This is a genomic window from Pseudomonas sp. 22490, assembly GCF_052044465.1.
GTDB lineage: Bacteria > Pseudomonadota > Gammaproteobacteria > Pseudomonadales > Pseudomonadaceae > Pseudomonas > Pseudomonas aeruginosa.
In genome coordinates, this window is the sequence record NZ_JBQENS010000002.1 from 59,502 (window position 1) to 77,018 (window position 17,517).

Below are 17,517 nucleotides of genomic sequence, written 5' to 3' on the forward strand. Positions count from 1 at the left end.
AGTAATGGCTGGTTCCCACCCGACTTTCAGCCCATCGAGAGGCGTGCGGCCCACCGGGCCGATGGCGCGCAGGAAGCCCGGATTAACAAGATGGCAGTGAAATCCCTCGTGTTTCGAAGAAAGTTTCCCCTGCTGGTCACCGGCAGCCTGCTGGCTCTGCAGCCGGTCGCAGCATTGACTGTACAGGCCGCCGATCAGTTCGACTGCAAGGTATCGGCCACCGGCGGCTGGGATTGCTCCCCGCTGCAGAACGCCAATGCCAACCTGCCACCGCGCCCGGCGCATACCGCGACCTCGGTCAGCACCGCCGCGGCGGGCACCAGTGTATCCGGCAGCGGAGGCGAAACCGTCGAGGCAGAGCCGACCCAGCGCCTGGTCACCGAGTCCGGCGGTCGCGCGCTGAAGTCCCGCAGTGCGGACTACTCGCACCTCGACTGGATTCCTCGGGAAAAACTGACCGCCGCCCAGTTGGCGGAAATCGGCCCCTATTGCGGCGGCTCCTACATCGAGCCGGTGCGTCCGGGCATGGATGACGGCGCGCCCAGCGACGAGAGCCCGACCTACGTATCCGCCAAGGCTTCGCGCTACGAGCAGGAAAAACAGATCGCCACCCTCGCCGGTGACGTGGTCCTGCGCCAGGGCAGCATGCAGGTGGAAGGCGACGAGGCCAACCTGCACCAGCTGGAAAACCGCGGCGAACTGGTCGGCAACGTCAAGCTGCGCGACAAGGGCATGCTGGTGGTCGGCGACCACGCCCAGGTCCAGCTGGACAACGGCGAGGCCCAGGTCGACAACGCCGAGTACGTGATCCACAAGGCCCATGCCCGCGGCAGCGCGCTCTACGCCAAGCGCAGCGAGAACGCCATCATCATGCTCAAGGATGGCACCTACACCCGCTGCGAACCGAGCAGCAACGCCTGGACCCTGAAGGGCAACAACGTCAAGCTGAACCCGGCCACCGGCTTCGGCACCGCGACCAACGCGACCCTCCGGGTCAAAGATTTCCCGGTGTTCTACACCCCGTACATCTATTTCCCGATCGACGACCGCCGCCAGTCCGGCTTCCTGCCGCCGAGCTTCAGCAGCACCAGCGACACCGGCTTCACCCTGGTCACCCCGTACTACTTCAACCTGGCGCCGAACTACGACGCCACGCTGTACCCGCGCTACATGGCCAAGCGCGGCATGATGCTGGAAGGCGAGTTCCGCTACCTGACCCACAGCAGCGAAGGCACCGTCAACGCCGCCTACCTGAACGACAAGGACGATCACCGCGAGAACTTCCCGGACTACAGCAAGGACCGCTGGCTCTACGGCCTCAAGAACACCACCGGCCTCGATTCGCGCTGGCTGGCCGAGGTCGACTACACACGGATCAGCGATCCCTATTACTTCCAGGATCTGGATACTGACCTGGGTGTAGGCAGTACTACTTACGTCAACCAACGGGGCACTCTGACCTATCGCGGGGACACCTTTACTGGCCGCTTGAATGCGCAGGCGTACCAGTTGGCGACCACCACCGATGTAACGCCTTACGAGCGTCTGCCACAGATCACTTTCGATGGTTTCTTGCCTTACGAACCTGGCGGTGTGAAGTTCAACTACAGCACCGAGTTCGTCCGCTTCGACCGGGATTTGGACGATAATATTTACCTGAACGACGACGGCAGCGAGTGGGGCCGTCGCCCGGACGCCTATCTACAAGGCCTGGCACGCTCCACCGGCGACCGTGTACATCTCGAACCCGGCATGAGCCTACCGATGACCCGCAGTTGGGGTTACCTGACGCCGACCTTGAAGTACCTGTACACCAAATATGATTTGGATCTGGACAGCCAGGGCAAGCGCACTCTCACGACCTATGACGAGACCTTCGATAGCAGCCAAGATCGTTCATTGCCTCTGGTTAAGGTCGATAGCGGGCTGTACTTTGATCGCGACACCACCTTAGCCGGTACGCAATTCCGACAAACCCTGGAGCCAAGGGCGATGTATCTCTACGTTCCATACAAGGATCAGGAGAACATCCCGGTATTCGACACCAGTGAACCTTCGTTCAGCTACGACTCCCTATGGAGGGAAAACCGCTTCTCCGGTCGTGACCGTATCGGTGATGCCAATCAACTCTCTCTTGGTGTAACCACCCGTTTCATCGAATCCAATGGATTCGAACGTGCAAGTTTGAGTGCAGGGCAAATTTATTACTTCCGCGACCGTCGTGTTCAGCTTCCAGGTCTATCTGAAAAAGATCTGGCGCTCATGAGAAGCAAAAATCCCAATCTGGACCTGAAAGACCCGGATACAGATAGCTGGCGCTCTCCTTATGCCTTGATGGGCCAATATCGCTTCAATCGCGACTGGAGAGTCAGTTCCGACTTTAACTGGAACCCCAACACGAGCCGCACCGAGTCTGGCAGTGCGATGTTCCATTACCAGCCGGAAGACAATCCGAACAAGGTGGTCAACGCAGGCTATCGCTACCGCGAGGACTCCCGCCGCTTCAACAGCTCTACGGGCCGCTTCGAGTATGGCCGCGAGAACGACATCATCAAGCAGCATGATTTCTCCGTCATCTGGCCGCTGGTGCCGCAATGGTCCGTGCTCGCCCGCTGGCAGTACGACTACAACAAGAACCGGACCCTAGAGGCCTTCGGTGGCTTCGAATACGACAGCTGCTGCTGGAAGCTGCGTCTGATCAACCGCTACTGGCTGGACGTGGATGACGATGCCTTCCTCAACCAAAATGAAAAAGCCGACCGCGGCATCTTCCTGCAGATCGTCCTGAAGGGCCTCGGCGGCATCGTAGGCAACAAGACGGAAATGTTCCTCGACAAAGGCATCCAAGGTTATCGTCAACGTGAAGATCAAGCTATGTAACCGGCTGCGCCCCCTTGCATTGGGCGCAGCACTCCTTTGCTCCTTCGCGCATGCCGAAGTGGTACCACTGGACCGGGTCGTCGCCATCGTCGACAACGATGTGATCATGCAGAGCCAGCTCGACCAGCGCCTGCGTGAAGTGCACCAGACGCTGCTCAAGCGCGGCGCGCCGCTGCCGCCCGAGCACGTGCTGACCCAGCAGGTGCTGGAACGCCTGATCATCGAGAACATCCAGCAGCAGATCGGCGACCGCTCCGGCATCCGTATCTCCGACGAGGAGCTGAACCAGGCGATGGGCACCATCGCCCAGCGCAACGGCATGAGCCTGGAGCAGTTCCAGGCCGCCCTCACCCGCGACGGCCTGTCCTACGCCGACGCCCGCGAGCAAGTCCGTCGCGAGATGGTGATCAGCCGTGTGCGTCAGCGCCGGGTCGCCGAGCGCATCCAGGTCAGCGAGCAGGAGGTGAAGAACTTCCTTGCCTCGGACATGGGCAAGATCCAGCTTTCCGAAGAGTACCGCCTGGCCAATATCCTGATCCCGGTGCCGGAAGCCGCGTCCTCGGACGTGATCCAGGCCGCCGCAAGGCAGGCCCAGGAGCTCTACCAGCAGCTCAAGCAGGGCGCCGACTTCGGCCAACTGGCGATTTCCCGCTCGGCCGGCGACAACGCCCTGGAAGGCGGCGAGATCGGCTGGCGCAAGGCTGCCCAGTTGCCGCAGCCGTTCGACAGCATGATCGGCTCCCTGGCCGTCGGCGACGTCACCGAGCCTGTCCGCACCCCCGGCGGCTTCATCATCCTCAAGCTGGAAGAGAAGCGCGGCGGCAGCAAGATGGTCCGTGACGAGGTGCATGTCCGCCATATCCTGCTCAAGCCCAGCGAAATCCGCAGCGAAGCGGAGACCGAGAAGCTGGCGCAGAAGCTGTACGAGCGCATCCAGTCCGGGGAAGACTTCGGCGAACTGGCGAAGAGCTTCTCCGAAGATCCGGGTTCCGCCCTCAACGGCGGCGACCTGAACTGGATCGATCCGGAAGCCCTGGTGCCCGAGTTCCGTCAGGTGATGAACGATACCCCGCAGGGCGAGCTGTCCAAACCGTTCCGCTCGCAGTTCGGCTGGCACATCCTGCAGGTCCTCGGCCGTCGCGCCACCGACAGCAGCGAGAAGTTCCGCGAGCAGCAGGCGGTAAGCGTACTGCGCAACCGCAAGTATGACGAGGAACTGCAAGCCTGGCTGCGGCAGATCCGCGACGAGGCCTACGTGGAAATCAAGCAGTGAGCCTGCGCTTCGCGCTCACTCCCGGCGAGCCGGCAGGTATCGGACCCGATCTGTGCCTGCTGCTCACCCGCTCCGCCCAGCCCCACCCCCTGATCGCCATCGCCAGCCGCACGCTCCTGCAAGAGCGCGCCGGCCAACTGGGCCTGGCGATCGACCTCAAGGACGTTTCCCCGGCCGCCTGGCCAGAGCGACCGGCCAAGGCCGGCCAACTGTACATATGGGATACGCCCCTGGCCGCCCCGGTCCGGCCCGGGCAATTGGACCGAGCCAACGCCGCCTACGTCCTGGAAACCCTGACCCGCGCCGGCCAGGGCTGCCTCGACGGGCACTTCGCCGGGATGATCACCGCACCGGTGCACAAGGGCGTGATCAACGAAGCCGGCATCCCCTTTTCCGGCCATACCGAATTCCTCGCCGACCTCACCCACACCGCCCAGGTGGTGATGATGCTGGCCACTCGCGGCCTGCGCGTGGCCCTGGCGACCACCCACCTGCCGCTGCGCGAGGTCGCCGACGCCATTAGCGACGAGCGCCTGTCCCGGGTCGCGCGCATCCTCCACGCCGACCTGCGCGACAAGTTCGGCATCGCCCATCCGCGCATCCTGGTCTGCGGACTCAACCCGCACGCCGGCGAAGGCGGTCACCTGGGCCGGGAAGAGATCGAGGTGATCGAACCCTGCCTCGAGCGCCTGCGTGGCGAAGGCCTCGACCTGATCGGCCCGCTGCCGGCCGACACCCTGTTCACTCCCAAGCACCTGGAGCATTGCGACGCAGTGCTGGCGATGTACCACGACCAGGGTCTCCCCGTGCTCAAGTACAAGGGCTTCGGTGCCGCCGTGAACGTGACCCTCGGCCTGCCGATCATCCGCACCTCTGTCGACCACGGTACCGCGCTCGACCTGGCCGGAAGCGGCCGCATCGATAGCGGCAGCCTGCAGGTCGCCCTGGAAACCGCCTACCAGATGGCGGCCAGCCGCTGCTGACGGCGGTCGGCCATCGTTTAGCCCTGCCGGCCCGACGCTTCGCTGTTAAAATGGCGCCCTTTCGCATCCGCGCCTCCCGCCTTGGCCTGGGGCCCGCAGCCTGGAACCGTTTCCAATGTCCGAGCTTTACCAACACCGCGCGCGCAAGCGCTTCGGCCAGAACTTCCTGCACGATGCCGGGGTGATTCACCGCATCCTCCGTGCCATCCATGCCCGCGAGGGTCAGCGCCTGCTGGAGATCGGCCCGGGCCAGGGCGCCCTGACCGAGGGACTGCTGGGCAGCGGCGCACGCCTGGACGTGATCGAGCTCGACCAGGACCTGATCCCCCTGTTGAAGCTGAAATTCGGCCTCGAGTCGCGCTTCAGCCTGCACCAGGGCGACGCCCTCAAGTTCGATTTCGCCTCGCTGGTGGAGAGCGGCGAGAAGCTGCGAGTGGTCGGCAACCTGCCCTACAACATCTCCACGCCACTGATCTTCCATCTGCTGGAGTACGCGCCGGTGATCGAGGACATGCACTTCATGCTGCAAAAGGAAGTGGTGGAGCGCCTGGCGGCCACGCCGGGCGGCGGAGACTGGGGCCGGCTCTCGATCATGGTCCAGTATCACTGTCGGGTGGAGCACCTGTTCAACGTCGGCCCCGGCGCGTTCAACCCGCCGCCCAAGGTCGACTCGGCCATCGTCCGTCTCACCCCCTTCGCCGAGCCGCCCCATCCGGCACGCGATCCGAAACTGCTCGAGCGGGTGGTCCGCGAGGCCTTCAACCAGCGCCGCAAGACCCTGCGCAACACCCTCAAGCCTCTCCTGAGCGTCGAGGACATCGAGGCCGCAGAGGTCGATCCGACCCTCCGTCCCGAACAACTCGACCTGGCCGCATTCGTCCGCCTGGCCAACCGGCTGGCCGAGCTGCCAGGCAATCGTTAGTCTGATGAGACACTCGTCAGGAATCAGGCAAGCCGTATGAGCGATACCCAGCACCAGGTCAACGTCAGGGTCGACACCCGCTACCTTCCGGAACAGTCCGCCCCGGAGCAGAACCGTTTCGCCTTCGCCTACACGGTGACCATCGAGAACCAGGGCGAGGTTCCGGCCCAACTGCTGTCGCGCCACTGGATCATCACCGACGGCGACGGCCGTACCCAGGAAGTTCGCGGCGCCGGCGTGGTCGGCGAGCAACCGCTGATCGCCCCCGGCGCGCAACACACCTACACCAGCGGCACGGTGCTGGCGACCCGGGTCGGCAGCATGCGCGGCAGCTACCAGATGCTCGGCAGCGACGGAATCGCCTTCGACGCCGCGATCCCGGTGTTTCGCCTGGCCGTACCGGGAGCGCTGCACTGATGGCGGTCTACGCGGTAGGCGACCTGCAGGGTTGCCTGGATCCCCTGAAATGCCTGCTGGAGCGCGTCGCCTTCGACCCGGCCAAGGACCGCCTGTGGCTGGTCGGCGACCTGGTCAACCGCGGCCCGCAGTCCCTGGAGACGCTGCGCTTCCTCTATGCCATGCGCGAGTCGGTGGTCAGCGTCCTGGGCAACCACGACCTGCACCTGCTGGCGGTGGCGCACAAGTCCGAGCGCCTGAAGAAGTCCGACACGCTGCGGGAAATCCTCGAGGCGCCGGACCGCGAGCCACTGCTCGACTGGCTGCGTCGCCTGCCGCTGCTGCACTACGACGAACAACGCAAGGTCGCCCTGGTGCATGCCGGCATCCCCCCGCAGTGGAGCCTGGAAAAAGCCCGCCTGCGCGCAGCCGAGGTGGAGCAAGCATTGCGCGACGACCAGCGCCTGCCGCTGTTCCTCGACGGCATGTACGGCAACGAGCCGGCCAAGTGGGACAAGAAGCTGCATGGCATCGACCGCCTGAGGGTGATCACCAACTACTTCACCCGCATGCGTTTCTGCACCGAAGATGGCAAGCTCGACCTGAAGAGCAAGGAAGGCCTCGACACCGCGCCGCCCGGCTACGCCCCCTGGTTCAGCTTCCCTTCGCGCAAGACCCGCGGTGAGAAGATCATCTTCGGCCACTGGGCGGCCCTCGAAGGCCACTGCGACGAGCCCGGCCTGTTCGCCCTGGACACCGGCTGCGTCTGGGGCGCGCGGATGACCCTGTTGAACGTCGACAGCGGCGAACGCCTGAGCTGCGATTGCGCCGAACAGCGCGCGTCGGCCAGACCCGCCGCCACGCCCGCATGAATCCCCGGCGTCCGGTGGACGCCCTGTACACAGGTACCCCGACATGAGCGACACCTTCCAGCGCATCGCCCCCGAACAGGCCCGCCAGCTCCGCGAAAACGGCGCCCAGGTGGTCGACATCCGCGACCCGCAGAGCTTCGCTGTCGGCCACATCAGCGGCTCGCGGCACATCGACAACCACTCGGTGGCGGACTTCATCGCCGCCGCCGACCTCGACGCTCCGCTGGTGGTGGTCTGCTACCACGGTAACTCCAGCCAGAGCGCCGCCGCCTATTTCATCCAGCAGGGCTTCAGCGACGTCTACAGCCTCGACGGCGGCTTCGAGCTATGGCGCAGCGTCTATCCCGCGGATACCAGCAGCGGCGAAGCGGAGTAGGCCGCGCCGCTACCCCGCCAAAAAAACTGTAACTTCTCTCGCCTTTCTTCCTTTACTCCGTCCAGAACGAACTATTCTTTTCCTCAGGCCATCCAAAACAGGGGAGAGCCGGCACACCGGCTTCCGGGCCATCGGCTGTGACCGTTAGGAGCGCTGGCGGAAAGGGAAGCACCGTGCAGCGACGGAGTCTGGGGGATTCTCGCCGGCCTGGCTGGCGGCCCCCCCGCACCCGCACGACCGATCCCGCGCCGGCTCACTGCATCGAGCGAGGAGACGTCATGAGCATTTTCAGTCACTTCCAGGAACGCTTCGAAGCGACCCGCCAAGAGGAATATTCCCTCCAGGAATATCTCGACCTCTGCAAGCAAGACAAGACAGCCTATGCCTCCGCCGCCGAGCGCCTGCTGATGGCGATCGGCGAGCCGGAATTGCTGGACACCTCGGTGGACTCCAGGCTGTCGCGGATCTTCTCCAACAAGGTGATTCGCCGCTACCCGGCGTTCGCCGACTTCCACGGCATGGAGGAATGCATCGACCAGATCGTCGCGTTCTTCCGCCACGCGGCCCAGGGCCTGGAGGAGAAGAAGCAGATCCTTTACCTGCTCGGCCCGGTCGGCGGCGGTAAATCCTCCCTGGCGGAAAAACTCAAGCAACTGATGGAGAAGGTGCCCTTCTACGCGATCAAGGGCTCGCCGGTCTTCGAGTCGCCGCTGGGCTTGTTCAACCCCGACGAAGACGGCGCCATCCTCGAGGAGGACTACGGCATCCCGAGGCGCTACCTGCGCTCGATCATGTCGCCCTGGGCAACCAAGCGCCTCAACGAGTTCGGCGGCGACATCAGCCAGTTCCGCGTGGTCAAGCTGTACCCCTCGATCCTCAACCAGATCGCCATCGCCAAGACCGAGCCCGGCGACGAGAACAACCAGGACATATCCGCGCTGGTCGGCAAGGTCGACATCCGCAAGCTGGAGGAATACCCGCAGAACGACGCGGACGCCTACAGCTATTCGGGCGCCCTCTGCCGGGCCAACCAGGGCCTGATGGAATTCGTCGAGATGTTCAAGGCCCCGATCAAGGTCCTGCACCCGCTGCTGACCGCGACCCAGGAAGGCAACTACAACAGCACCGAAGGCCTCGGTGCCCTGCCCTACAGCGGCATCATTCTGGCTCACTCCAACGAGTCGGAATGGCACAGCTTCCGCAACAACAAGAACAACGAGGCCTTCATCGACCGCATCTACATCGTCAAGGTGCCGTACTGCCTGCGCGTGGCGGACGAGATCAAGATCTACGACAAGTTGCTGGTCAACAGCTCGCTGGCGCATGCCCACTGCGCGCCAGACACCCTGAAGATGCTCTCGCAGTTCTCCGTGCTGTCGAGGCTGAAAGAGCCGGAAAACTCGAATATCTACTCAAAGATGCGGGTATATGACGGCGAAAACCTGAAAGATACCGATCCCAAGGCCAAGTCGATCCAGGAATACCGCGACTCGGCCGGGGTCGACGAAGGCATGGCCGGGCTTTCCACCCGCTTCGCCTTCAAGATCCTCTCCAAGGTATTCAACTTCGACCCGCACGAGGTAGCGGCCAACCCGGTGCACCTGCTCTACGTCCTCGAACAGCAGATCGAGCAGGAACAGTTCCAGCCGGAAACCCGCGAGCGCTACCTGCGCTTCATCAAGGAATACCTGGCGCCGCGCTACGTCGAGTTCATCGGCAAGGAAATCCAGACCGCCTACCTGGAGTCCTACAGCGAATACGGTCAGAACATCTTCGACCGCTATGTGCTGTACGCCGACTTCTGGATCCAGGACCAGGAATACCGCGACCCGGAAACCGGCGAGATCCTCAACCGCGCCGCCCTCAACGAGGAACTGGAGAAGATCGAGAAACCCGCCGGCATCAGCAACCCGAAGGACTTCCGCAACGAGATCGTCAACTTCGTACTGCGCGCCCGCGCCGGCAACAACGGCAAGAACCCGAGCTGGCTGTCCTACGAGAAGCTGCGCGTAGTGATCGAGAAGAAGATGTTCTCCAACACCGAGGACCTGCTTCCGGTCATCAGCTTCAACGCCAAGGCCAGCAAGGAGGACCAGCAGAAGCACAACGACTTCGTCAAACGCATGGTCGAGCGCGGCTACACCGAGAAGCAGGTCCGCCTGCTGTCGGAATGGTACCTGCGGGTTCGCAAGTCGCAGTAGTCTGCCATCGGTACGGTCGCTGCGACCGTACCGGTCGCCGTCGCATTCGGACCTCGGCGCCTCCGCTCCGGCGGGGCGCCACAGGCCCTGAGGAGCATTCATGAGCTACGTCATCGACCGGCGTCTGAACGGCAAGAACAAGAGCACGGTGAACCGCCAGCGCTTCCTGAGGCGCTACCGTGAACACATCAAGAAGGCCGTCGAGGAGGCCGTCAGCCGGCGTTCCATTACCGACATGGAGCACGGCGAGCAGATCAGCATTCCCGGGCGCGATATCGACGAACCGGTGCTGCACCATGGCCGCGGCGGGCGGCAGACCGTCGTCCACCCCGGCAACAAGGAATTCACCGCCGGCGAGCACATCGCCCGCCCATCCGGCGGCGGGGGCGGCCGCGGCGGCGGCAAGGCCAGCAACAGCGGCGAAGGCATGGACGACTTCGTCTTCCAGATCACCCAGGAGGAATTCCTCGACTTCATGTTCGAGGACCTGGAGCTGCCCAACCTGGTCAAGCGCCACATCACCGGCACCGACACCTTCAAGACCGTCCGCGCCGGCATCAGCAACGACGGCAACCCGTCGCGCATCAACATCGTCCGCACCCTGCGCTCGGCCCATGCGCGGCGCATCGCGCTGTCCGGCGGCAGCCGGGCCAAGCTGCGCGCGGCGCTGAAGGAACTGGAGCGGATCAAGCGCGAAGAGCCGGACAACCTCGGCGATATCCAGGAACTCGAGCTGGAAATCGCCAAGCTCCGCGCGCGCATCGACCGGGTGCCGTTCCTCGATACCTTCGATCTCAAGTACAACCTGCTGGTCAAGCAGCCCAACCCCACCTCCAAGGCGGTGATGTTCTGCCTGATGGACGTCTCCGGCTCGATGACCCAGGCGACCAAGGACATCGCCAAGCGCTTCTTCATCCTGCTCTACCTGTTCCTCAAGCGGAACTACGAGAAGATCGAAGTGGTGTTCATCCGCCACCACACCAGCGCCCGCGAGGTCGACGAGGAGGAGTTCTTCTACTCCCGCGAGACCGGCGGCACCATCGTCTCCAGCGCGCTGAAGATGATGCAGGAGATCATGGCCGAGCGTTATCCGACCCATGAGTGGAACATCTACGCCGCCCAGGCCTCGGACGGCGACAACTGGAACGACGACTCGCCAGTGTGCCGGGACATCCTCCTCAAGCAGATCATGCCGTTCGTCCAGTACTACACCTACGTCGAGATCACCCCGCGCGAACACCAGGCCCTGTGGTTCGAGTACGAGCGCGTGCGCGAAGCCTTCGAAGACAGCTTCGCCCAGCAGCAGATCGTCTCGGCATCGGACATCTACCCGGTGTTCCGCGAGCTATTCCAGAGGAGGCTCGTCGCATGAGCAAGCGCCAGCCCATCGCCACCGGCTCGGAATGGACCTTCGAGCTGATCCAGCAGTACGACCGGGAAATCAGCAGGATCGCCGAACGCTATGCCCTGGATACCTATCCGAACCAGATCGAGGTGATCACCGCCGAGCAGATGATGGACGCCTACGCCTCGGTGGGCATGCCGATCGGCTATAACCACTGGTCCTACGGCAAGCACTTCCTCAGTACGGAAAAGAACTACAAGCGTGGCCAGATGGGCCTGGCCTACGAGATCGTGATCAACTCCGACCCCTGCATCGCCTACCTGATGGAGGAAAACACCCAGTGCATGCAGGCGCTGGTGATCGCCCACGCCTGCTACGGGCACAACAGTTTCTTCAAGGGCAACTACCTGTTCCGCACCTGGACCGATGCCAGTTCGATCATCGATTACCTGGTGTTCGCCAAGCAGTACATCATGCAGTGCGAGGAGCGCTACGGGATCGACGCGGTGGAAGACCTGCTCGACTCCTGCCACGCCCTGATGAACTACGGTGTCGACCGCTACAAGCGGCCCTACCCGATTTCCGCGGAAGAGGAGCGGCAGCGGCAGAAGGAGCGCGAGGAACTGATCCAGCGCCAGGTCAACGACCTCTGGCGGACCATCCCGCGCGTCGGCGGCAAGGACAAGGAACAATCCATGGCGCGCTATCCGAGCGAGCCGCAGGAGAACATCCTCTACTTCATCGAGAAGAACGCGCCGCTGCTGGAGCCCTGGCAGCGCGAGGTGATCCGCATCGTGCGCAAGATCGCCCAGTATTTCTACCCGCAACGCCAGACCCAGGTGATGAACGAAGGCTGGGCGACCTTCTGGCACTACACGCTGCTCAACGACCTCTACGACGAAGGCCTGGTCAACGACGGCTTCATGATGGAGTTCCTGCAATACCACACCAGCGTGGTCTACCAGCCGTCCTTCGACAGCCCCTACTACAGCGGCATCAACCCCTACGCCCTGGGCTTCGCCATGTACCGCGACATCCGCCGCATCTGCGAGGAACCTACCGACGAGGACCGCCGCTGGTTCCCGGATATCGCCGGCAGCGACTGGCTGGCCACGCTGAAGTTCGCCATGAAGAGCTTCAAGGACGAAAGCTTCATCCTGCAGTTCCTCTCGCCCAAGGTGATTCGCGACCTGAAGCTGTTCAGCATTCTCGACGACGACCAGAAGGACGACCTGCTGGTCGCGGCGATCCACGACGAAGCCGGCTACCGCACCATCCGCGAGACCCTGGCGGCGCAGTACAACCTCGGCAACCGCGAGCCGAACATCCAGATCTGGAACGTCGACCGTCGCGGCGACCGCTCGCTGACCCTGCGCCACCAGCAGTTCGACCGCCAGCCGCTGAGCGATTCCACCGCCGACGTGCTCAAGCACCTGCATCGCTTGTGGGGCTTCGATATCCACCTGGAGACCCTACAGGGCGACCAGCTCGTGCAGACCCACCACATGCCGCCCAAGGGCGCCAGCGAGGGCGAGGAAGGCTACCCGCGTTTGGACCTGATCATCCCGCCCATTTGATCGGTTGACGTCCGCCCCGACCGCCGGCCAGCATGCCGGCACGGTCGGGCCGCCCACAGCAGAACAAGAAGCCGGCCGTCCACGGGAGCCGCCATGCGCCTGTTCGCCATCGTCCTGCTCTGCCTCGTCCTGGCCACCTGCGCCAGCCACATCCCCAGCGCCCGGGTGACCCATCCGGCCAGCGCCGGACTGCCCGGCCTGCAAGGTTTCCAGTTGATGCCGCCGGAACAGGCGGTCGACGCCCTGCCCTACCGCAACCGCTATCCGCTGATAAACGCAGAGCTGCGCCAGGGACTGGCGACCCACGGCTACCACGAGAGCGCTACCCCGCAATTCCGCGTCTACTACTGGCTGGCGCTACGCGACGCACCGCTGGAATTCCGCCCCGACCTTCCGCCCACCTCCGGCATGGGGCCTTATCTGGCGATCCACAGCCTGCGCGACGAAACCGGGACATTGCGCGTGCGCCTGGTCGACCTGGAGGAGCGCGTTCTCTGGGAAGGTATGGTAAGCACCGGCCTCAGCCCCGCCAGGGCCAATCCGGAACAGCTCGAACTGGCGGTCGGCGCCCTGCTCCGGCTGCTTCCACGCGCCCGCTAGGACACCCTGGGGTAGACTTCCGCCTATCACGCGGAGGATTCCCATGCAGATTTACAAGGTCGGCGGCGCCGTGCGCGATCGCCTTCTCGGCCGTCCGGTCACCGATATCGACTGGGTGGTGGTCGGTGCCAGCAGCGACGAGATGCTCGCCCGCGGCTACCGCCCGGTGGGCGCCGACTTCCCGGTCTTCCTTCATCCGCAGAGCGGCGAGGAATACGCCCTGGCGCGCACCGAGCGAAAGAGCGGGCGCGGCTACGGCGGCTTCACCTTCCATGCCAGCCCCGAGGTGACCCTGGAGGAAGACCTGACTCGCCGTGACCTGACCATCAACGCCATGGCCGAGGACGAACAGGGCCGGGTAATAGACCCCTACGGCGGCCAGGCCGACCTCGAGGCGCGCCTGCTGCGTCACGTTTCCCCGGCGTTCGCCGAGGATCCCCTGCGGGTCCTGCGCGTAGCGCGCTTCGCCGCCCGCTACGCCGGCCTGGGCTTCCGGGTCGCCGCCGAAACCCTCGCCCTGATGCGCCAACTGGCGGAATCCGGCGAGTTGCAGGCGCTGACCCCGGAGCGCAGTTGGAAGGAAATTTCCCGAGCCCTGATGGAACCCAACCCCGAGGTCTTCATCCAGGTCCTGCACGACTGCGGCGCCCTGGCCGAACTGATCCCGGAAGTCGAGGCGCTATTCGGCGTACCGCAGCCGGCGGCCCACCATCCGGAAATCGATACCGGCGTCCATGTCCTGTCGGTATTGCAGCAATGCGCCCGCCACCGGCAGCCGCTCAGCGTACGCTGGGCCTGCCTGCTGCACGACCTGGGCAAGGGACTCACCAGCGAAGCGGACTGGCCCCGCCATATCGCCCACGAGGCCCGCGGCGTGCCGTTGATCGATGCGGTGAACCAGCGCTTCAGGGTGCCGCGCGACTGCCAGGAACTGGCGCGCCTGGTGGGCGAGTACCACACCCACGCCCATCGGGCGCTGGAGCTGCGCCCGAATACACTGCTGGAGCTGTTGCAGAGCTTCGACGTGTATCGCCGCCCGCAGCGTTTCGAGGAGTTCGTCGCCGCCAGCGAGATGGACGCGCGCGGCCGCCTCGGCCTGGAACAGCGGGACTATCCGCAGGCCGCCTACCTGCTCGGCGCGGCGCAGGCAGCGCGGGCAGTCAGCGTGAAGCCGCTGGTGGAAAAGGGCTTGAAGGGCGCGGAACTGGGCGAGGCGCTGAAGCGTGCGCGCCTCGCCGCACTCAAGGCCTACAAGGAAGAACGCGGAAAGGCCTGAAGCAGCGCTTCGGGAGTCAACGCCTGGCCACGCCATTCGAATGGCGCCGGCCAGAGCTTCTGCTGGATCCTCGTCTCGCGCCAGAGATCGCCCAGCGGCTGGCGGGCGACCGGATGCTCCAGGTTCGGCGCCAGCTCGGACAAGGGCCAGAGCACGAAAGCGTTCTTCAGCACTTCGGCGCGCGGCAGCACCAGGCCATCGAAATCGCCCACCAGGTCGCCGTAGAACAGCACGTCGATATCCAGCGGCAGCCCCTTGCGCTCTGGCGCATAGCGGCCATTGTCGGCCTCGATGTGCTTGAGTCGCAGGCTCAGTTCGGCCAGCGGCAGATCGGTGCGGGCAGACACCACCAGGTTGAAGAACGGCCCGCTCTTGATACCCACCGGCTCGCTCTCGAATACCGGCGAACAACGCAGGTCATGAAGGAAAGCGGCCAGCGCATCGAGGCCGGCATGCAGATGGCGCTCACGCTCGACATTGCTGCCGAGGCCGAGGTAGACCGGGATCAGCGACATCCGCGTTCGATCTCCACGCCAACGCCACGGGCCGCCGGCACCGCGCCGGGCTTGGTCACGCGGATGCGCAGCCAGGGAATGCCGCGCTCGCCCATCAGTACCTCGGCGAGGCGCTCGGCGAAGGTTTCCACCAACTGGAAATGCGATTCCCGGGCGAACTCCTGCACCCGCTCGGACAACGCGGCATAGTCCAGCGCCAGGGCGAGATCGTCGCCCGCGGCGGCCGGACGGTTGTCCCAGCCCAGGGTCAGGTCCAGGCGCAGGCACTGACGGATGCCGCGCTCCCAGTCGTACACGCCGATGACGGTATCGACCTCCAAGCCTTCGATAAAAACTCTGTCCACTTCGCTACCCGCTCCAAGGGATGCCACGACAAGCGTGCGCCGCCCCGTTAGAATCGAGGACATCCTCGTCCTCGGTGGAATCCATGGTCTGGCTACTGGCGATCCTCGCCTACCTGCTCGGTTCCCTCTCCTTCGCCGTCCTGCTCAGCCGCTGGTTCGGCACCCAGGACCCGCGCGCCAGCGGTTCCGGCAACCCCGGCGCGACCAACATGCTGCGCGTCGCCGGGAAGAAACTCGCCATCCTGACCCTGCTCGGCGACGTCGGCAAAGGCCTGCTGCCGGTGCTGGTCGCCCGCTGGCTGGGGCTCGGCGTGATGGAGGAGGCCTGGGTCGGCATCGCCGCCGTGATCGGCCACCTGTACCCGCTGTACTTCAACTTCCGCGGCGGCAAGGGTGTCGCCACCGCCGCGGGCATGCTCCTCGGCCTCTATCCGCCGGCCGTACTGCTGGCCGCGACGGCCTGGCTGCTGACCTTCAAGCTGTCGCGCACCAGCTCGCTCGCCTCGCTGGTGGCCACCCCGCTGACCCTGCCGTTGCTGGCCTGGCAGCAGCCCGGAGCGCTGCTGCCGATGACCGTGCTGACCGGCCTGATCGTCTGGCGGCACCGCGCCAACTTACGCGATCTGTTCGCCGGCCGCGAACGGCATTTCTAATCCATAAAAGGAAAAAACTTCATGCAGTCTGGCCCAGCTGCGTCATCGACACCTGCCTGACTGCGACCTGGCGGCCACTCAGACCGCCGGCAGCGACTCCATCGGCCAGCGCGGCTGGACGCTGATCGCCGGGCCGTCATGCTGGCCGGCGAGCAGGCGCTGGCAGCCGGCGTAGGCGATCATCGCGCCATTGTCGGTGCAGAAGCGCGGGCGGGCGTAGAACACCTGCCCCTTCATTTCGCCGAGCATCTTTTCCAGGCCGCTGCGCAGCGCCTGGTTGGCGCTGACGCCGCCGGCGATCACCAGGTTCTTCAGGCCGGTCTGCTTCAAGGCGCGACGGCACTTGATCAGCAGGGTCTCGACCACCGCGGTCTGGAACGCCAGGGCGATGTCGCAGCGGGTCTGCTCGCTGTCGTCGCCGGCCTCGACGCAACGCTGCCAGGTGTTCAGGGTAAAGGTCTTGAGCCCGCTGAAGCTGAAGTCCAGGCCGGGGCGATCGGTCATCGGCCGCGGGAACACGAAGCGGCCAGGAGTGCCGAGCTCCGCCAGGCGGGCGATTTCCGGACCGCCGGGATAGCCCAGGCCGATCAGCTTGGCGGTCTTGTCGAAGGCTTCGCCGGCGGCATCGTCCACCGATTCGCCAAGCAACTGGTAGCGACCGATGCCGTCCACCCGCACCAACTGGGTGTGACCGCCGGAAACCAGCAAGGCGACGAACGGGAACTGCGGTGGCTGCTCTTCCAGCATCGGCGCCAGCAGGTGCCCTTCCATGTGGTGCACGCCGACCGCCGGCACGCCCCAGGCGAAGGCCATCGCCTGGGCACAGGAAGCCCCCACCAGCAGGGCGCCGACCAGGCCGGGGCCGGCGGTATAGGCGATCGCGTCGATATCCGCCGGCGTGCAGCCGGACTCGTCGAGCACCTGGCGGATCAGCGGCAGCATGCGCTTGACGTGGTCGCGCGAGGCCAGCTCGGGCACGACGCCGCCGTAGACGCGATGGAGGTCGATCTGACTGAACAGCGCGTCGGCCAGCAGGCCGCGTTCGCTGTCGTAAAGGGCGACGCCGGTTTCGTCGCAGGACGTTTCTAGTCCCAGCACGCGCATGGGCTTGAGCCTTAGAGCTTGGCAAATACGAAGCCGCGCATGATAATCGGCGGCTTTGCGCCAGACCAGTGTTTTTCGATCGGAGGCTTTGCATTCCTCCGGCCGAACCGTTAATATCCGCAACCCTTGAAAACCGACGTATCCGCGCCACCTTGCCGGAGTACGTTCAACCCCCGGTAATCAGTGAAGGTACGACCTGG

The 17,517-nt window shown here is 64.6% G+C and carries 16 protein-coding genes; 13 read left to right on the plus strand and 3 right to left on the minus strand.

The window, feature by feature from the left end; genetic code table 11:
* Positions 1-90: 90 nt before the first annotated feature.
* From lptD to ACTJJX_RS02380, 12 genes are all read left to right on the plus strand, one after another.
* Complete coding sequence (lptD, locus tag ACTJJX_RS02325; RefSeq protein ID WP_016852409.1) at positions 91-2,880, plus strand: LPS-assembly protein LptD; 2,790 nt, start codon at positions 91-93, stop codon at positions 2,878-2,880.
* Positions 2,861-4,153 (plus strand): peptidylprolyl isomerase, encoded by a 1,293-nt coding sequence (locus ACTJJX_RS02330; RefSeq protein WP_003109024.1) that lies wholly within the window; start codon positions 2,861-2,863, stop codon positions 4,151-4,153. Before lptD ends, ACTJJX_RS02330 begins: the two co-directional genes overlap by 20 nt.
* The gene (gene pdxA / locus ACTJJX_RS02335) at positions 4,150-5,136 is read left to right on the plus strand and encodes a 4-hydroxythreonine-4-phosphate dehydrogenase PdxA (protein ID WP_003459378.1); all 987 of its coding nucleotides are present in this window, start codon (positions 4,150-4,152) and stop codon (positions 5,134-5,136) included. Before ACTJJX_RS02330 ends, pdxA begins: the two co-directional genes overlap by 4 nt.
* Positions 5,137-5,251: 115 nt before the next feature.
* Positions 5,252-6,058, plus strand: a complete 807-nt coding sequence (gene rsmA, locus ACTJJX_RS02340) for a 16S rRNA (adenine(1518)-N(6)/adenine(1519)-N(6))-dimethyltransferase RsmA (RefSeq protein WP_003161932.1) — start codon at positions 5,252-5,254, stop codon at positions 6,056-6,058.
* A gap of 36 nt (positions 6,059-6,094) precedes the next feature.
* The gene (apaG, locus tag ACTJJX_RS02345) at positions 6,095-6,475 is read left to right on the plus strand and encodes a Co2+/Mg2+ efflux protein ApaG (protein WP_003085085.1); all 381 of its coding nucleotides are present in this window, start codon (positions 6,095-6,097) and stop codon (positions 6,473-6,475) included.
* Positions 6,475-7,326, plus strand: a complete 852-nt coding sequence (locus tag ACTJJX_RS02350; RefSeq protein ID WP_003121837.1) for a symmetrical bis(5'-nucleosyl)-tetraphosphatase — start codon at positions 6,475-6,477, stop codon at positions 7,324-7,326. Before apaG ends, ACTJJX_RS02350 begins: the two co-directional genes overlap by 1 nt.
* Before the next feature lie 43 nt (positions 7,327-7,369).
* The gene (glpE, locus tag ACTJJX_RS02355) at positions 7,370-7,702 is read left to right on the plus strand and encodes a thiosulfate sulfurtransferase GlpE (protein WP_003099577.1); all 333 of its coding nucleotides are present in this window, start codon (positions 7,370-7,372) and stop codon (positions 7,700-7,702) included.
* 278 nt (positions 7,703-7,980) lie between these two features.
* On the plus strand, positions 7,981-9,903 hold the full coding sequence (locus ACTJJX_RS02360; RefSeq protein WP_003085078.1) for a PrkA family serine protein kinase: 1,923 nt from the start codon (positions 7,981-7,983) through the stop codon (positions 9,901-9,903).
* A 100-nt stretch (positions 9,904-10,003) separates the two neighbouring features.
* Entirely contained in the window at positions 10,004-11,275 is a 1,272-nt protein-coding gene (locus ACTJJX_RS02365; RefSeq protein WP_003099579.1) for a YeaH/YhbH family protein, read from the plus strand.
* Complete coding sequence (locus ACTJJX_RS02370) at positions 11,272-12,825, plus strand: SpoVR family protein (protein ID WP_003099581.1); 1,554 nt, start codon at positions 11,272-11,274, stop codon at positions 12,823-12,825. Before ACTJJX_RS02365 ends, ACTJJX_RS02370 begins: the two co-directional genes overlap by 4 nt.
* Positions 12,826-12,918: 93 nt before the next feature.
* Positions 12,919-13,425 carry a DUF4136 domain-containing protein gene (locus ACTJJX_RS02375; RefSeq protein WP_016252919.1) on the plus strand — a complete coding sequence of 169 codons (507 nt, stop codon included), beginning with the start codon at positions 12,919-12,921 and terminating at the stop codon, positions 13,423-13,425.
* Positions 13,426-13,468: 43 nt separating this feature from the next.
* Complete coding sequence (locus ACTJJX_RS02380) at positions 13,469-14,701, plus strand: multifunctional CCA addition/repair protein (RefSeq protein ID WP_003099584.1); 1,233 nt, start codon at positions 13,469-13,471, stop codon at positions 14,699-14,701.
* Here ACTJJX_RS02380 and folK read toward each other — a convergent pair.
* Entirely contained in the window at positions 14,674-15,216 is a 543-nt protein-coding gene (gene folK, locus ACTJJX_RS02385) for a 2-amino-4-hydroxy-6-hydroxymethyldihydropteridine diphosphokinase (RefSeq protein WP_003099585.1), read from the minus strand. The genes ACTJJX_RS02380 and folK overlap by 28 nt on opposite strands.
* Positions 15,207-15,560, minus strand: a complete 354-nt coding sequence (folB, locus tag ACTJJX_RS02390; protein ID WP_003099587.1) for a dihydroneopterin aldolase — start codon at positions 15,558-15,560, stop codon at positions 15,207-15,209. The genes folK and folB overlap by 10 nt, the downstream gene beginning before the upstream one ends.
* An 83-nt stretch (positions 15,561-15,643) precedes the next feature.
* On the opposite strand from folB, the gene plsY reads away from it, so the two are divergent.
* Complete coding sequence (gene plsY / locus ACTJJX_RS02395; RefSeq protein WP_016852408.1) at positions 15,644-16,213, plus strand: glycerol-3-phosphate 1-O-acyltransferase PlsY; 570 nt, start codon at positions 15,644-15,646, stop codon at positions 16,211-16,213.
* Between the two features lie 78 nt (positions 16,214-16,291).
* Here plsY and tsaD read toward each other — a convergent pair whose 3' ends face one another.
* Positions 16,292-17,317: a tRNA (adenosine(37)-N6)-threonylcarbamoyltransferase complex transferase subunit TsaD gene (tsaD, locus tag ACTJJX_RS02400; RefSeq protein ID WP_009875776.1), complete on the minus strand. Its 1,026-nt coding sequence runs from the start codon at positions 17,315-17,317 to the stop codon at positions 16,292-16,294.
* Positions 17,318-17,517: the final 200 nt, after the last annotated feature.

Excerpts from the sequence above, each read along its gene's own strand:
- plsY (WP_016852408.1), top strand. The coding sequence starts at position 15,644 with ATGGTCTGGCTACTGGCGATCCTCGCCTACCTGCTCGGTTCCCTCTCC.
- folK (WP_003099585.1), bottom strand. The coding sequence starts at position 15,216 with ATGTCGCTGATCCCGGTCTACCTCGGCCTCGGCAGCAATGTCGAGCGT.
- ACTJJX_RS02375 (WP_016252919.1), top strand. The coding sequence starts at position 12,919 with ATGCGCCTGTTCGCCATCGTCCTGCTCTGCCTCGTCCTGGCCACCTGC.
- ACTJJX_RS02370 (WP_003099581.1), top strand. The coding sequence starts at position 11,272 with ATGAGCAAGCGCCAGCCCATCGCCACCGGCTCGGAATGGACCTTCGAG.
- ACTJJX_RS02365 (WP_003099579.1), top strand. The coding sequence starts at position 10,004 with ATGAGCTACGTCATCGACCGGCGTCTGAACGGCAAGAACAAGAGCACG.
- ACTJJX_RS02360 (WP_003085078.1), top strand. The coding sequence starts at position 7,981 with ATGAGCATTTTCAGTCACTTCCAGGAACGCTTCGAAGCGACCCGCCAA.
- apaG (WP_003085085.1), top strand. The coding sequence starts at position 6,095 with ATGAGCGATACCCAGCACCAGGTCAACGTCAGGGTCGACACCCGCTAC.
- ACTJJX_RS02380 (WP_003099584.1), top strand. The coding sequence starts at position 13,469 with ATGCAGATTTACAAGGTCGGCGGCGCCGTGCGCGATCGCCTTCTCGGC.
- tsaD (WP_009875776.1), bottom strand. The coding sequence starts at position 17,317 with ATGCGCGTGCTGGGACTAGAAACGTCCTGCGACGAAACCGGCGTCGCC.
- rsmA (WP_003161932.1), top strand. The coding sequence starts at position 5,252 with ATGTCCGAGCTTTACCAACACCGCGCGCGCAAGCGCTTCGGCCAGAAC.
- ACTJJX_RS02350 (WP_003121837.1), top strand. The coding sequence starts at position 6,475 with ATGGCGGTCTACGCGGTAGGCGACCTGCAGGGTTGCCTGGATCCCCTG.
- glpE (WP_003099577.1), top strand. The coding sequence starts at position 7,370 with ATGAGCGACACCTTCCAGCGCATCGCCCCCGAACAGGCCCGCCAGCTC.
- lptD (WP_016852409.1), top strand. The coding sequence starts at position 91 with ATGGCAGTGAAATCCCTCGTGTTTCGAAGAAAGTTTCCCCTGCTGGTC.